Genomic DNA, 14,024 nt, shown 5'->3' on the forward strand with positions numbered 1-14,024 from the left:
GAACGTGTGCGATCCTGGGGGTTGCCGCGAATGGGCTTGAGAATCCGATTCACCGTGATGAAATCACAGGTGGGTTGGCGGAGATTCAGTTCATTCACAACGCGGTGATCCCGGTTCCGGTGGATGTGTCCCTGGATGGTACGCCACTTCATTCCGGAATGGAATTCCAGAATGCGACCGGGTACACGATGGTTAGCGCAGGATCGCATGAGGTCCGGTTCCAGCCACTGGGTGTTCCTGAAGAGCAGGGAATTACTGTTGAACTCCCAACGCTGCAGGCCGACAAGAGTTATGCAGTCATCGCTCATGGCACGCTGGTCAGTAATGCGGTGAAGACGATTGAGACCAGAAAGATGTCTACTGCCACCAATATGGTGGAGGCGATTCTGGTCCATGGCTCTGGGGATGCACCGGCGGTAAATGTCAATTTGCTGGATCCCTACAGCAATAACGACTTGGAGCGGATCGTAGCCAGGCAGCTTGCGTTCGACCAGACCACGAAGTATCTCCAGTTTGATCCGGACTTTGTCAATCTCCAGGTGACTGGAGCGGACAACACGGAGATAGCGGTGTTCCAACTGGATCTGTCAGGACGCCAGGGCGAGGCTCTGATCTTGAACCTGTCGAATTTGGCGGCTGCGTTGGAGGTCTACGGCGTCGATGTGAATGGCGATCGGGTTTCCAGCTTTGTCGTGACCGATGTCATCGACACGGAAGAGCTTCCGACGGAGTTCACGCTGCACGGAAACTATCCGAACCCGTTCAATCCGTCGACCCGGATCCAGTTTGACCTGCCGGAGACGGCACAGGTGAGTCTGCAGATTGTGGACATGCTGGGTCGGGAAGTGATGACACTGCCGGCGAAGGAATTTGAAGCAGGAGCAAACCGGAGCATTGAGCTCAACGCGGTGAATCTTGCCTCAGGGACCTACCTGTACCGGATGATTGCAACTGGTGCAGAGAGCAGGTATGTGAAGACAGGTCGCATGACACTGGTGAAGTAAGGCAGACTGAGTAGCTTAGCTACTCGAGCTTCAACAAGGCGCCCCGGTACTGAAAAGTATCGGGGCGCTTTTGGTTTAGGGGAGGGAGTATGTGAGAGCGAATCAAGCTGAAAACGGACCACTCGCAATTCTTGACCTGTCATTTGTCCCATCGAAAGCTGTATGTGTCGTAGTAGCAGTACTGGCACGTATGATTATCGAAGCGGTCCAATATCACCGTAAGCTGAAAGGCTACGAACTTCTAATGGTTCTGGTACTTGATGAAGCACACACTTTCGTTCATAGGGGGCTTAACTCCAAAACAGGTTCTGCTCCTGGGCAAACATGCTGCCGAACATTTGAGCGAATTTCAAGAGAGGGTAGAAAATTTGGACTTGGACTTGTGCTTGCATCCCAGCGTCCATCTGAGATTTCACCAACCATATTGTCTCAGTGCAACACCGTTCTATTACATTGCTTTGTAAATGATAGGGATCAAGATCTGATTAAGCGTCTTGTGCCGGATAGATTGGGAGAACTCCTCCGAGAGCTTCTGAGTCTAACGTCAAGGCGAGTCATTATGCTTGGCTGGGGTGCACCTGCACCGCTTATGACAGAAATGCGAGAACTACTGGAAGCTTATCGTCCCCACTCATCTGCCCCTGTATTCTGGGATAGTGGGTAGGGAAGAAAGAATCACCATCAACTGGAAAGAAGTTGCCGACAACTGGATCTCTCCAACGAAATCAGAAGATGTTCAAGAGGGTATGACTTGATCTCAGACGGAGGTTAACTAATCTGAGGGTTCATGGAATTTCTCGGGATCCCCGTAACGACGTCGGGTCTCACCCAGCATGCCCTCTCTACTCAGCGGGCACAACTCTTCAATGAAAGATGTCCAATGTTTTTGGCACTGTGGGTGGGGAGCGTATACGCGTAGTTTCTTCAATTTGAGATTGAGCCGTTCCCTGTCCCGGTATTTGTCACCAGGTGTCCGTTCGGTTCCAGGAGGATAGTTTTCATCGTCGTTGTTGGTGTTTTGCCACTCCCGTTCTATTTCAGAATACAATTGCTTGAATCTGTTAACAGGTCTCATCGCTTGAATGAAAGAGAAAGCTGCCCGGGAGATTAAGTATATTATAGAACCAAAGTATCCAAAAAGGAAGAATAAGTATAAGAGGTCTGACAAAGTGATATTCCCCATTGGCCAGATTCCTGTAAAGCATTCGGCGAAGGGCATCAGTGTTCCAACCGCGGTTATGCCTCCGAATACAAGAACTAATGAGTCCTTGGAGATTATTTTCTTGCGCATGTTTTGAAGGATTTATTTGCGTTTCAGACTAAAGGTGATGAATAATGTGATTATTCATCTGCTCTGTGGTTCCCTAATTCTGTGATACGACCAGTAACGGGGGAAGTGTATATTTGATGGCTTGATTCTATACAGAGCTAATCTTGTTTGTGCAAATTATCCCTTCAATTCAAAGATTCGAAATCTCCTTACTTCCGTTCTTGGTCTCAAAGGTTGTCTACCAATACGAAGTTATTTCAAAAGCCTTAGCCTGTTGTGTGATATTGGTGTTTGCATTTGATATCCCGATTGTCGCAAACATAAACTTCTGGAATACATCGGCAACTGCCCCAGCCCCACCAATTAATGTTCATCCCTTCCGAATTTGCAGTGGGGATGCGTCAGAAACCAAAGTCTCGAGAAACTGTACAGCGTCTTTCCATGGTGAAGTTCTTCCCATGCTAATAATTCCCGTAATTATTAATTATTCAGATAGAGATACCAGTGATGATGGATAGATCAAAGTCACATGTCCAGCACAGGAACGACTACCATGTGAGGGTGAAAAATTTTGGTCCAATTGCTGAAGGTAGTATTGATATTCGGCCTCTGACGGTTTTTGTGGGTCCGAGTAATACCGGGAAATCGTACTTAGCCACGCTCATTTACGCGTTGCATCGTTGTTTTGCCGCGGATTTAGATGAAACCCCATACAGCTACGCTTGGAGAATCAGGTCCTCAGGACTCACAGACGAAATCATATCTGATCCAGATATCAAGGAATATCTTGATGCATGGATTTCAAGCGTAAAAAAACAAGATGACATGCCCTCGTTCTCAGGGCCAGTTGAGGATGTGATCCGCTCTATGGTTGAAGAGACGGGGGATATGGAAATGTATATAGAGAGAGAATTATATCGGTGTTTTGGGCTAGAAGCCATTAGAGAACTGATCAGACGGCCCCGAGCACAGTCAGCTGAAGTCATAATAGATCTTCATCGACGAGAGGAACGATGCAATATGCAATATCGATTAGGAATTCGTCGTAACGAGTTCAATGTGACCGGTAAGGTAATAGGTTCCAAGCTGCCTTCTCCCGATTTACGGCGATCGCGGGAAGGTATTGTGCTCCGCAGAAGAATGTATAGTGTACGTAGATCCTCCAAACGTGATGTATTCGATTCTCGGCCTTTGTTGATGTTGGCCGTTATGACGCGGAATGCTCTGACGAGTTTGCTTAGAAGGCGTGCCTACTATCTACCCGCGGATCGTACTGGTGTCATGCACAGCCATCAAGTTGTTGTTAGTACATTGATCCAGAATGCAACCAAAGCTGGACTACGCCCTGCCGTCAATGTGCCCACATTGTCGGGTGTCCTAGCCGACTTCCTCAATCAGCTCATTCAGATGGCAAGTGGGCACGGATCTAAGGGGCATGAGAACGGTGACTTACTGGCATCACGGGTGGAGGAGACAGTATTAAGAGGTGGAGTTAACATCGATGCTTCTGAGGCAAACTACCCGCATTTTTTTTACAAACCTGAAGGTTGGAAGGCGAAATTGCCTCTGATGCGATCATCGTCTATGGTATCAGATCTGGCGCCAATGATCCTATATCTTAGACACGTCGTAAGACCTGGTGATGTAATTATTATTGAAGAACCGGAGTCGCATCTACATCCGGCAATGCAGATCGAAGTGATTCGTCGCTTGGCGGAGATAGTGCGTTCTGGTATTCAGGTAATTGTTACGACACACAGCGAGTGGGTGTTGGACGAGCTGGCCAATATGGTTCTGAGCTTTCGAAAAGGGGAATCTGAGCAGGCATTCGTGAACAAGGCGACAGATAGTCTCAATCCGCGTGAGGTTGGTGTATGGTCGTTCGGACATCAGGAGACTTCTGAAGGAGTGGTTATTAAAGAACTGGAGTTAGATAAATCGGGCTCATATCCTTCTGGCTTTGACCGTGTGGCCGTTGATCAGCACAACCGATGGGTTGAAGCAGTTGGTGGAATTGAGTTTATGGATGAATGAGTCTGAGTGAGGAGATACGGAATGAATTTAAGGAAACATGCATTGTTGACGAAATGGAACGGCCGGAATGCACCTTATGCTTGCGTGGTACTCCAAGACCATTCCTGTTCATAGATCTTGACCTTCCTGGTTCACCGTTGGGCCCAAGCGATAAACGGTGTGATTTTCTTGCGTTTGTAGACAATGTTGCGGAAATGCCATGCGTGGCACCAGTGGAGTTTAAATCAACTTGGCGAAAAGAAATATTTGGGCAACTCCAGGCCGGTGCAATAGAAGCAGAAAAATATATTCCCACTCAGTTGGAATGCCGATTTCGACCGATTGGCGTACTCAACGATTTTCCGAAGGGCCGAAGAAAAATGATTCGGAGGCGTGTATCATTTCGGGACCGGTCTGAGCCCATACGGCTCATCTTATGTGGTGACAAGCTCATTCAGGCTCTATCATAGTGAATTCACCAGAGAGTGGTGCCGAACCCGACATCGCTATCTGCTTGAAAACCTCCCGGGTATAGGATGAATACCTTAGCTGGCATCCTGATATGGCCATGTGTGGGTGGAATTGATGGGAGGATCCCTTAGTTGTAAATATTAGAATGTTGATGAACTTTACCGAATTGATATGTATTGATTCATCGCAGGTCCGTGCTATGGAGAATCTGAGTGGAGAGGGATGTCTAACGGTACCGCAAGCTGAAGAGCTACCAACTACCGACGGTTCTGGTACTTAATCGAGCGCACACCTTCGTTCATAGGGGGCTTTACTCCGAAGTAAGTTCTGCTTCGAGGCAAAAATACTGCCAAACATTCGAGCGAATTTCGATAGAGGGTAGAAGATTTGGACTCGGACTAGTGCTTGCACCTCAGCGTCCGTCTGAGATTTCACCGACCATATTGTCTCAGTGCAACACCTTCCTCTTACATCGGATTGTAAATGACAGGGATTAAGATCTAGTTAAGCGCCTTTTCCCAGATGGGTTGGGAGACCTCCTCCGAGAGCTTCCGAGTCTACCGTCAAGGCGAGCAATTATGCTTGGCTGGGGTGCACCGGCACCGCTTCTAACAGAAATGCAAGAGCTACTGGAAGAGCATCGGCCCCACTCACCTGACCCGGCATTCTGGGATGTTTGGTCTGGACGGAAAAATTGTACTATTGATTGGAAGGAAGTTGCCGAAAACTGGAGTTCACCTGCACAATCTGAAGACGATGCCCAAGCAAGCATGACCTTATCTCCAACAGAGGATAACTAATCTAAAGGTTCGTGGAAATGCCTTGGATCCCAGAAATGACGTTGAGCTTCACCAAGAAGACCCTCTTCGCTAAGCAAACTTAGGTCAAAAACGAATGGTGGCCAATTTTCATCGTCATCTGGATCAGGGGCGTATATACGAAGTTTGCTCAATTTGCGACTGAGCCTTACCCTGTCACGGTATATGTCGTCAAGAGTCCGGTCAGTACTAAGCGAATAGTTTTCGTCATCATTTTGGATGTTTTGCCACTCCCGTTCTATTTCAAAATGCAGTTGCTTGAATCTGTTGACAGGTCTCATAGCTTGGATGCGCGAGAATATTGGCGAGCAAACTAAGTACAGTAGAAACGCAATGCATCCAACCGCGAGGAATAGATACACGAAGGGTGGAAAAGAGATATTTCCCATGAGCCCGGTGTCCGTAATGTATTCGGCGATAGAGACCAGTGCCCCGACGGCGGATATGCAACCGAATACAAACTTCCATGAATCCTTGAAATGATTGTTCTTGCGCATATGTTAGATGAATTTATTTGTGTTTCAGACTAAAGTTGATGAATAAGTTGATTATTGCATCTGATCCGTGGATCTCTAATTTTGTGGAACGGACCGGTAAAGGGAGATATGTATTTCATCGCTTCGGTTCTACGTGGAGTTAATCTTGTAATGCAGTTGATTGCATCAAATTAAAGATTCAAAGTCTCCGTACTTCCCGCTCCTGGTCTCGAATGATCTCTCGCTCGAAATAGTCCAGAACCCTCCTACGCATCTTTTCGGCCCATAGGCGTACTCTGGGTTTTGTATGAGTCTCAAGGTATCGGAAAACTTTCTCTAAGCGAGAGTAATGGTCAGCACATGAATCAATCCAGTGGTAAGGATGAATGTGACTTTCCAATGCCATTTGCACATCGTTACGCTCCCCGAAGTCATCCAGTAGTCGAGACATTACAGGATGGAGGCTGGCATAGCCGATTTTGTCTCCTTCCTTGGAGAGAAAAGGGACACACTGAGCCAAAAATGCAGGAGCACCATCTGGATTCACATGGCACCAAACGAACAATATGTCTTTGGGAACATCTAGGATCGGTGGATTGAAATCACGCTCAAGGATGTACGGCTGGCCCAGAAAAAATCTCATGCGGTTCGCGAACTGAGGATTCTCTAAAATGGATCCTCCGACAATCGGCCAAACAATATCTGGAAAACCTGTTAGCATTCTGTTAAGCACAGAATCCGGCTTGGCCCTAGCCGGATAAAACAAGTCATACTGATCTCCGCGGGTAAGAGCTCTAGCAAGCTGTAGAGCCGTAGTGCAAGCATCAGAATCCTCGCGGCCTTTAGCCAGCATTGGGCGAATAATCTTTTTGAAGTGATATTCTACCATGTCTGGTTGAATTCCAGACATCTTTACCTGCGGAGGGGGCCTGAATTTCGCCGTGTCCCAACGACCGGCATTGTAAATCATTTTTTGAAGTTGGGGCCGAAAATCTACTATTTTGAAAATATGCGGTTTGGCTCTTCCCTTACTTTTTTCATCTTCTTCACTATCAAGAATCCGGCCCAACATGGTGACTGCAATCGCGTAGGACGGAGCACCATGGTCAAGCATTACGTCAAGAAACAGTGAAAGCTTGTCAGGTGAGACATCTTTAAGCACCCGTGTGGAGGCCCAACGGTGCAGATCCCATGGTGCCAAAGTACCTCGATTCAGAGCGTCTATAGCATGGTCAATGTCTTGGGGCTTAAGACCGGCTCGGCCGCAAATCATTGGAACGACTGGAGCGAGATCGGGCGATTCAATCGCCCTCATCTTGAATTCTTCAACCGCATCCTGAAATATCTCTGGGAGGCCCGCAACAAATCCCACAAGTAGATCATAATTCCGGTTGGATGCAGGGACATCTTTTACGGCTTGGGCAATTGGTTCTAGCCATGTGAGTGGTAACGGTGTACACTCCGCAAGTGCGTTCCCGAGTTCATCAGCTATAAATTGTCTTCCTTGACTGATCTTGGGCAGGATTTCCTTGAGAGTTGATGAATCCTGCACCAGCTCGATGGCCAATGATCGGGCGATGGTATGACGGTGCTGATATTCCTCCTCGCCCGAACGTTTCTTGTCCGTGGATTCGGGCATGGGAGGTTCGGTCACTTGAAGCCGAACTCGTTTCCGAAGGCTTTTCGGCTCAAGCTTATTAACTAAAGACCGAACCCTGTTTAACGTACTATCATCAATACCCTCTTTGTCGTAGGTGAGAACAACCTTCAATTGTCGAAGTGCCATGGTCCAAGAATGGCCCTCATGAACAACCACGGAAATAATTTTCTCCACATCCTCAAGGAATCCGTCATCAACCAGAGATGAAATTGAGCGGCCGAGATCCGAACGAGCCTTCTCCCCCACATCGTCGTTTCGCATTGCAAGCTCTCCAAGTAGCTTTACGCATCCCAAGCAATATTCATCCCTTTCTTGATTTGAGGCTGGAAGCCATGATTCCAATGCTCTTCGAGAACCCTGAATTTCTGGTCCTACCATGCGGAAATACTTCTTCATCATCTTGCTGCCCTCGTCCAGAGCATCAACGACATATTTTAGTTGTTCTTTATCGCTCGTTTCACTCGACTCATCAATCATCTCATCAAGAAACAAGAGTCGAGTTTTGCCATCTGCTTCAGTACCTCCAAGCACAGGTGAGAAGAGTTTTGCGAAGTGCTGAGAAGTATCTGGAGGCCAAGAGTATGGTTTAGAGACCTCTAATCGGAGTAGAAGCCGAGCGCCGACCTTGAAGGATTCTGAGTGGAAGGCGATTATTCGCGACATTCTGACAAGAATACTATGCACAACTTCTCCATGCAGACTCAGATCGTCTAGGCGGTCTATGTACGGCTTAATCCGTTCGGCGACAGCAGATGAATTAATCTCAGCTAGGGCTGATAGTACCTCTGCACGATCTGAAAGATGAATACTATTCATCTGGTCGAAGGGACCTTTTGCCCGTAACACATGAGCCGCCACGGTTTTGGCAATCTCCGTGGCATTTAGTTCAGCGAGACGCCTAGCCGCAGAGACATTGAGGTCAGGGCCAATGTCGCCTGTTAATACCCGATCCCATTTCTCTTGACTCCAGTCGATCCATTGTCGCTCAGCAAGCCTGACGGCAATGGGGCGCGGTTCAAGCGTCGCCAATCCTCCTCTACGCTTGACGATACCTCGTTGGATGAGCCGTTGAATTCCTTTATATAGTTCATCAAATTTGAGTCCAAGTTTTGCGATTTTTTCGAGATGGCCCTTATCAACAGACTCCTTTATTGCAACACGATACTCCTTCTCCACAGGCTCAATTCGTATTGTTCCAAATACCGCGAGTAGTTGAGCTGAATCAAGCAATAGATTGTTATCCCTTGAACCCCTGCCACACACGTATTTGTCTATGAACGCACCATCGGCAGGATCTATAAGGTGCTTTCCCATGTCAAATTCCTTAGTGATTCGGATCGCGACTTCCGGGAATCCATCCGACAAATGTGCAAGGCGATCCTGATCCACGCTCAACATTGTGTTGGCGACATCTTCAACGATAGATTTGATTACTTCCGTGGGAGCATTGTCGATGTAATGGGTGTTCGAACTGATTCGTTCTGGAATCTCATTGTGAATGGTAATTAGTGAAAGACAGCTATCGGTATGGGATATAATTCTGTCCAGCTTCGCATGTACTTGGGGATCACAGTCGTCCACGACCACTATAGCCCGTTCTCCAGAGATTGCTAATTTCTCGACGATCCGAATGAGTGCTTGCGGACTTTCTTCACGTTGTTCCGTGTACATGACAAAGTCCCGAGGCGGATGATCAGCAACTTCGTGTTTGCTCAGCCTATCCAGAGCCACAAGGCAAAGTCGAGACTTACCGATTCCTGATAATCCGACCACCCGTAGAACTCCGTGAGGTTTGGTTATAGAAATCTCAAGCCTTTTGATAAAGTTGCCTAAACGGGGATCTTCTACCCAAGTAACCGAATGCTCACTTCGGCTATTCCATTGTTTCCAAGTAGAAAAGCCTTCAAGTGGACCGTGTCCTACCTCTTCCCGAATCCAGAGGGCAACCGCTGGATGGATGTTTACCCACTCGGCGATTTTGTTGGCATCCCAAAACCAGACTTGTTGTTCCATGTCTACTAATCCAGCCTGCCCCAGAGCTGTGCAGATGGCCAGTTTACGTTTCTCTATCTGCTGTTGGTTGTAGTGCTGTGCACAAAGCATGATGTAGCTCCCCCCGCTCCCAAGAACTGAACGAACCATTGGCTTAACTTCTCCCATTCGAGTAAGAACTTCCTTGAATGCTTGGCGCGGATAAATTTTTCCAGCCTTCAATTGAAATTGACAGAGACGTGATGGTAGAAATGGGGTGTGCGCGGGGCCATTCTGCCACGAAATTCGTCCATCTTCCCCTCCATCTGGCACATTGATATTGCTTGGGACTGAGATTCCGTTCAATGGAATATTGAACCTTGTTGCTTCCGCATTCAGTAGCCGTCGCAATAGCTGGGACATTGGTCCTGGACCCACGCAAGCGATGTCAGCACCAGCTACTTTAAAGGGGCTGACTACTTCGTGGTGGGTCAGTGAAGGTTTCTCGCCCTTTAGAGTCGAAAGAATGCTTGGATCAAGATCCAGTATCCGCAACAAATTGACCACGGCCTTGTTTGGTTTAATACTACCAGCTTCGTATTTCGCGAATGCACGCGGACCGCCTCCCAACAACTTGCCGGCTTGTTCTTGTGAGAGCCCAAGTTTTTCACGAATGGCCCGTATATGCTCTGGAGCAAAAATCTCGAAATTATCCATAATGACACCATAGTGGTAACTTTTACTAAAATATATCAATATGGGATTAATTGCAAATTTTCTTATATAGCTTCATTGCGATCGGATTTGAAATCTATTTCACATTTCTCGGTTGCCGTTTTGGTTGACCCCCTGATGTAAGAACGGATGCTTCAATTGGGGCATGCACTCGATTGGTGTGCATGGGACTAGTGTTTAATCGCGTATCTTTTCAGTAGGTCTTGTCGATATTTCCAGATCGGGGGATTTTGGAATAAACTTCCAATACTACCGTGCGATGGGAGCCAATCACATCGTTCGGTACTAGGCCTAGAATTTGGCCTTAGGGTCGTAGCAAACAGTATCTCTGAGAAATAAAATGCCCCGTGGTTTTCTGTTATATTGAGGCTATCAGTCGGCAACGTTCCATCACCTATAATTGAATTGGAATCCAGCGTATATTTAGCTTTTGGGCAGACGATATGAACGATCCTATGACATTGATTGCGAGTTACCGGTGGGGGGAAGACAATGGTAATTTCGAGGGCTAATCAACTTTGGATGTTTGCGTTCGACTATGCCATAATGTTCAAGTTTTTGAAATGGTCGGAGGGCCATGAATCTTCCTCTCGGGCCTGATCGTGTAGGCGTTAATCACGCCCCAACAAGACATGAGAGTTCAAACTTCAGTATTTGAAGAATTTGGGACGTCAACGATTCCTGCAGCCAACGTGTCTAGCGTACCGCAGCGAAGCCCTCTTAGGTACCCTGGAGGGAAAACGTGGCTTGTGCCCCATATACGTAAATGGCTTACGGATCCTGTTGACACTCTTATTGAGCCATTTGCTGGCGGTGGGATTATTTCATTGACAACTGTGATGGAGGGGTTTGCTAAACGAGCTCTTATGGTCGAAATCGATCAAGATCTGTCTGCCTTCTGGAGGGCGGTACTGGATGATCCAGAAGAGTTGATTGAACGCATTCAATCCTTTGCCTTTGATCGTACAGAGGTTGAGCGTTTAACCAAGAGAGTACCTAGCAGTGATCTTGACCGTGGATTTCGAACCCTTGTTCTCAACCGCACTCGATATGGAGGAGTCTTGGCGCCTGAGGCCTCGCTAATAAGAAGCGGTGAAAATGGCGCTGGTATCGGTTCCCGGTGGTACCCTGAAACACTGGTGAACAGGGTGAGAAATATTGCCCGGTATTCGGATCAACTTTTGTTCTGCGAAAGTGATGGTGTGCGCTTGCTGGAGTTACAGTCTGATCGACCCGAGACCGCTTTTTTTGTAGATCCACCGTACACGGCGAAAGGGGGAAAGCAAGCGGGCTCCCGTCTCTACACTCATAACACAGTAGATCATGCTCGTATTTTTGCCACTCTGGCTAGGAGCCGCGCGAACTTTCTGATGACTTACGATTGTTCTTCCGAGATCATCAGAATGATTCGAAAACACAAATTTCATGCTGCTCTCGTAACGATAAAAAATCTTCACCACTTAAAGGTACCCGAATTGATCATCACGCGTGACAAACTGTTCACCTGAACGTTTGAAATCGTGAAGTGAGACGTCAAAATTCATAATGTTTGTCTCATCAACCTAAAAGCTCACAGCCGTCTATGGACCTCCATAATATTCCTCCATCCGACCTCCACCTTGATCCGAAAAACCCACGGATCGGGTTCGAGAAATTCTCCTTAAACGACCAACAAGGTATCCTGCACTGGCTCTGGCGAAACAATTCGGTGGACGAATTGGTGAATTCTATTCTGGCCAATGGCTATTGGAAGCATGAGGAACTGTTCGCGACAGACGAATCGGGAAAGCTTGTTGTAGTTGAAGGCAATCGACGTCTTGCAGCTGTAAGAATTATCTCGGATGCCCCTCTGCGAGGGAAATTAGGCGTTAAACTGAATGAGGAGCCTTCGCCAAGAGTTCTTGAGACCATTCAAGAACTTCCAGTAATCTTAGCACCGCGAAAGGAGTTATGGAGTTTTGTCGGTTTTAAGCATGTTAACGGGCCACAGGCTTGGGATTCCATAGGTAAGGCTGAGTACGTATTCAATGTGCGGACCAACTTCGGTATGACCCTCGCTGAGATTGCGTCGGGGATCGGCGATCGTCACGAGACAGTGACCCGCCTTTACCGGGGGTATGTAGTCCTTCGACAAGCACAGGATCAATTGGCTTTTGATATAACTCAGAGCGAACACTTGCGATTCCCGTTTTCCCATCTGTGGACTGCACTGGGCTATGCGTCCATCCAAGGATACCTAGGGGTTAATTCTAAGACACTTGAGAATGAAAATCCTGTTGAAAAGGGTCGATTGTCACGACTTGATAACCTGATGAACTGGCTCTACGGGAATCGGGCCAAAAACATTGAGGCAAAGGTGCGTCGACAAAATCCAGATCTCCGTCATTTGGCGCGTGCTCTTGAAAAGCAGAAAGGTATAGATCTGTTGGAGTCAGGAAGTCCACTTTTGGCAGCATTGGAGGCTTCACTTGGTGACAAACACCTGTTTCGAAATGCACTCACAAAAGCAGATAACAGTGCGAGGGAAGCTATGCAATATGTATCCACGGGATTTGATGGCGAACATGATTTGATCGCAACCATGGAGAGTCTCCATAGGCAGGTAGAGTCGCTTAAATCTCTCATGGAACGTGGTGCTTCATGACAGTGGAAGTGAACCCAAGTTCACCGGTTGAAGAGATCGCCGACACAATAGAATGGATCTGCGTAAAGGACTCTAACGGCTACCTTTCGTGGGCTGAAGTGGTCAGCGACCTGAGACTTCTCTACTCAGGTAATGAAGCAACCGCCATTTACGGTAAGTCTGGCTTTCAGCAGTCCAATACAGAGACCTTTGAACTTATTCTGGAGGAATGGGTCGAGGTTCTTTCCTATCGGTTTCAGGCCTGCGGATCCGGTGATGGATATCCGTTCAATATCACCAAGCAGGGACTTGAATTTCGTGGAAAAGATTGTCCTGCGTATTTATTTCAGCTTCTCGTATCTCTCGGCAAGAATGACCGCCATCCTGATGGAACTGCTGTTCCCAAATTGTTTGAGGAACTGAGTGCGGCAGCTGCCGGTAGGTATCTAGGAGATAGCAAGACGTGTTTAGTGTTTGGATTCCCACGGAGTGATCTTCCTAAGGGATTTCGTGATGCAGTTAACCGATTGGTGGAATTCTTGAACGAGGGGAAGGCATGTAGAAGTCGCCGAGGGCTCGATGAAGTAAAGGATGATGGTCTTGACGTTGTGGCGTGGAGAGAATTTCCCGACCGAAAAGCTTCAAAGCTGATCTTGTTTGGCCAATGTGCGACTGGTCAGCATTGGCAAAAGAAGGCGCACGAATTGCTGCCGGACAATTGGTGCAAAAGAAACTTAGTGGACTCTCCTGCTGTGAATCCAGTGCCAGCATTTTTCGTCCCGAGGGCCCTATCGGAAAAAGATGCTGGACTGGCTGGAATCAATCAGGTTTTACTTGATCGCTGTCGTATTTCGGCATTGTGCTCAGGAAAATTAAGTGGCCAGTTGAAGAAGAGGCTTTGGGCCTGGATTGACTCCTCCTGTAGTACCCAGAGCTGAGTAATGATTTCAGTGAGCATCCCGAGACGTTTGCGTAGACCGGTA

At 47.5% G+C, this 14,024-nt stretch carries 9 protein-coding genes; 7 read left to right on the forward strand and 2 right to left on the reverse strand.

All coding sequences use genetic code 11. The features are described from left to right. Positions 1-1,004: DUF4397 domain-containing protein (locus tag F4Y64_05015; GenBank protein MXX96958.1), on the forward strand; the 1,004-nt coding region annotated here is incomplete at its 5' end. A 91-nt stretch (positions 1,005-1,095) separates the two neighbouring features. Then, a complete protein-coding gene (locus F4Y64_05020; GenBank protein ID MXX96959.1) occupies positions 1,096-1,668 on the forward strand; it encodes an ATP-binding protein in 573 nt (190 codons plus the stop codon). A 108-nt stretch (positions 1,669-1,776) separates the two neighbouring features. Here F4Y64_05020 and F4Y64_05025 read toward each other — a convergent pair whose 3' ends face one another. Continuing rightward, positions 1,777-2,295 carry a hypothetical protein gene (locus F4Y64_05025; protein MXX96960.1) on the reverse strand — a complete coding sequence of 173 codons (519 nt, stop codon included), beginning with the start codon at positions 2,293-2,295 and terminating at the stop codon, positions 1,777-1,779. A 486-nt stretch (positions 2,296-2,781) separates the two neighbouring features. On the opposite strand from F4Y64_05025, the gene F4Y64_05030 reads away from it, so the two are divergent. Together F4Y64_05030 and F4Y64_05035 are read left to right on the forward strand one after the other, a co-directional pair. Continuing rightward, positions 2,782-4,308, forward strand: a complete 1,527-nt coding sequence (locus F4Y64_05030) for an AAA family ATPase (GenBank protein MXX96961.1) — start codon at positions 2,782-2,784, stop codon at positions 4,306-4,308. A gap of 1,028 nt (positions 4,309-5,336) precedes the next feature. Then, positions 5,337-5,558, forward strand: coding sequence for a hypothetical protein (locus tag F4Y64_05035; GenBank protein ID MXX96962.1), 222 nt, complete (start codon positions 5,337-5,339; stop codon positions 5,556-5,558). 693 nt (positions 5,559-6,251) lie between these two features. Here F4Y64_05035 and F4Y64_05040 read toward each other — a convergent pair. Continuing rightward, positions 6,252-10,400 (reverse strand): hypothetical protein, encoded by a 4,149-nt coding sequence (locus F4Y64_05040; protein ID MXX96963.1) that lies wholly within the window; start codon positions 10,398-10,400, stop codon positions 6,252-6,254. Positions 10,401-11,050: 650 nt separating this feature from the next. Between F4Y64_05040 and F4Y64_05045 the strand changes: the two genes are divergently transcribed. The 3 genes from F4Y64_05045 to F4Y64_05055 all read left to right on the forward strand — a co-directional run bounded on the left by F4Y64_05045 (position 11,051) and on the right by F4Y64_05055 (position 13,979). After that, positions 11,051-11,926 (forward strand): DNA adenine methylase, encoded by an 876-nt coding sequence (locus F4Y64_05045; protein MXX96964.1) that lies wholly within the window; start codon positions 11,051-11,053, stop codon positions 11,924-11,926. 74 nt (positions 11,927-12,000) lie between these two features. Then, positions 12,001-13,062: a hypothetical protein gene (locus F4Y64_05050; GenBank protein ID MXX96965.1), complete on the forward strand. Its 1,062-nt coding sequence runs from the start codon at positions 12,001-12,003 to the stop codon at positions 13,060-13,062. Beyond that, on the forward strand, positions 13,059-13,979 hold the full coding sequence (locus F4Y64_05055; GenBank protein ID MXX96966.1) for a hypothetical protein: 921 nt from the start codon (positions 13,059-13,061) through the stop codon (positions 13,977-13,979). Before F4Y64_05050 ends, F4Y64_05055 begins: the two co-directional genes overlap by 4 nt. The last annotated feature ends 45 nt before the right edge of the window (positions 13,980-14,024 follow it).

The sequence above is a fragment of the Rhodothermaceae bacterium genome (assembly GCA_009838195.1).
GTDB lineage: Bacteria > Bacteroidota > Rhodothermia > Rhodothermales > Bin80 > Bin80.

Excerpts from the sequence above, each read along its gene's own strand:
- F4Y64_05025 (MXX96960.1), bottom strand. The coding sequence starts at position 2,295 with ATGCGCAAGAAAATAATCTCCAAGGACTCATTAGTTCTTGTATTCGGA.
- F4Y64_05030 (MXX96961.1), top strand. The coding sequence starts at position 2,782 with ATGATGGATAGATCAAAGTCACATGTCCAGCACAGGAACGACTACCAT.
- F4Y64_05035 (MXX96962.1), top strand. The coding sequence starts at position 5,337 with ATGCTTGGCTGGGGTGCACCGGCACCGCTTCTAACAGAAATGCAAGAG.
- F4Y64_05040 (MXX96963.1), bottom strand. The coding sequence starts at position 10,400 with ATGGATAATTTCGAGATTTTTGCTCCAGAGCATATACGGGCCATTCGT.
- F4Y64_05045 (MXX96964.1), top strand. The coding sequence starts at position 11,051 with ATGAGAGTTCAAACTTCAGTATTTGAAGAATTTGGGACGTCAACGATT.
- F4Y64_05050 (MXX96965.1), top strand. The coding sequence starts at position 12,001 with ATGGACCTCCATAATATTCCTCCATCCGACCTCCACCTTGATCCGAAA.
- F4Y64_05055 (MXX96966.1), top strand. The coding sequence starts at position 13,059 with ATGACAGTGGAAGTGAACCCAAGTTCACCGGTTGAAGAGATCGCCGAC.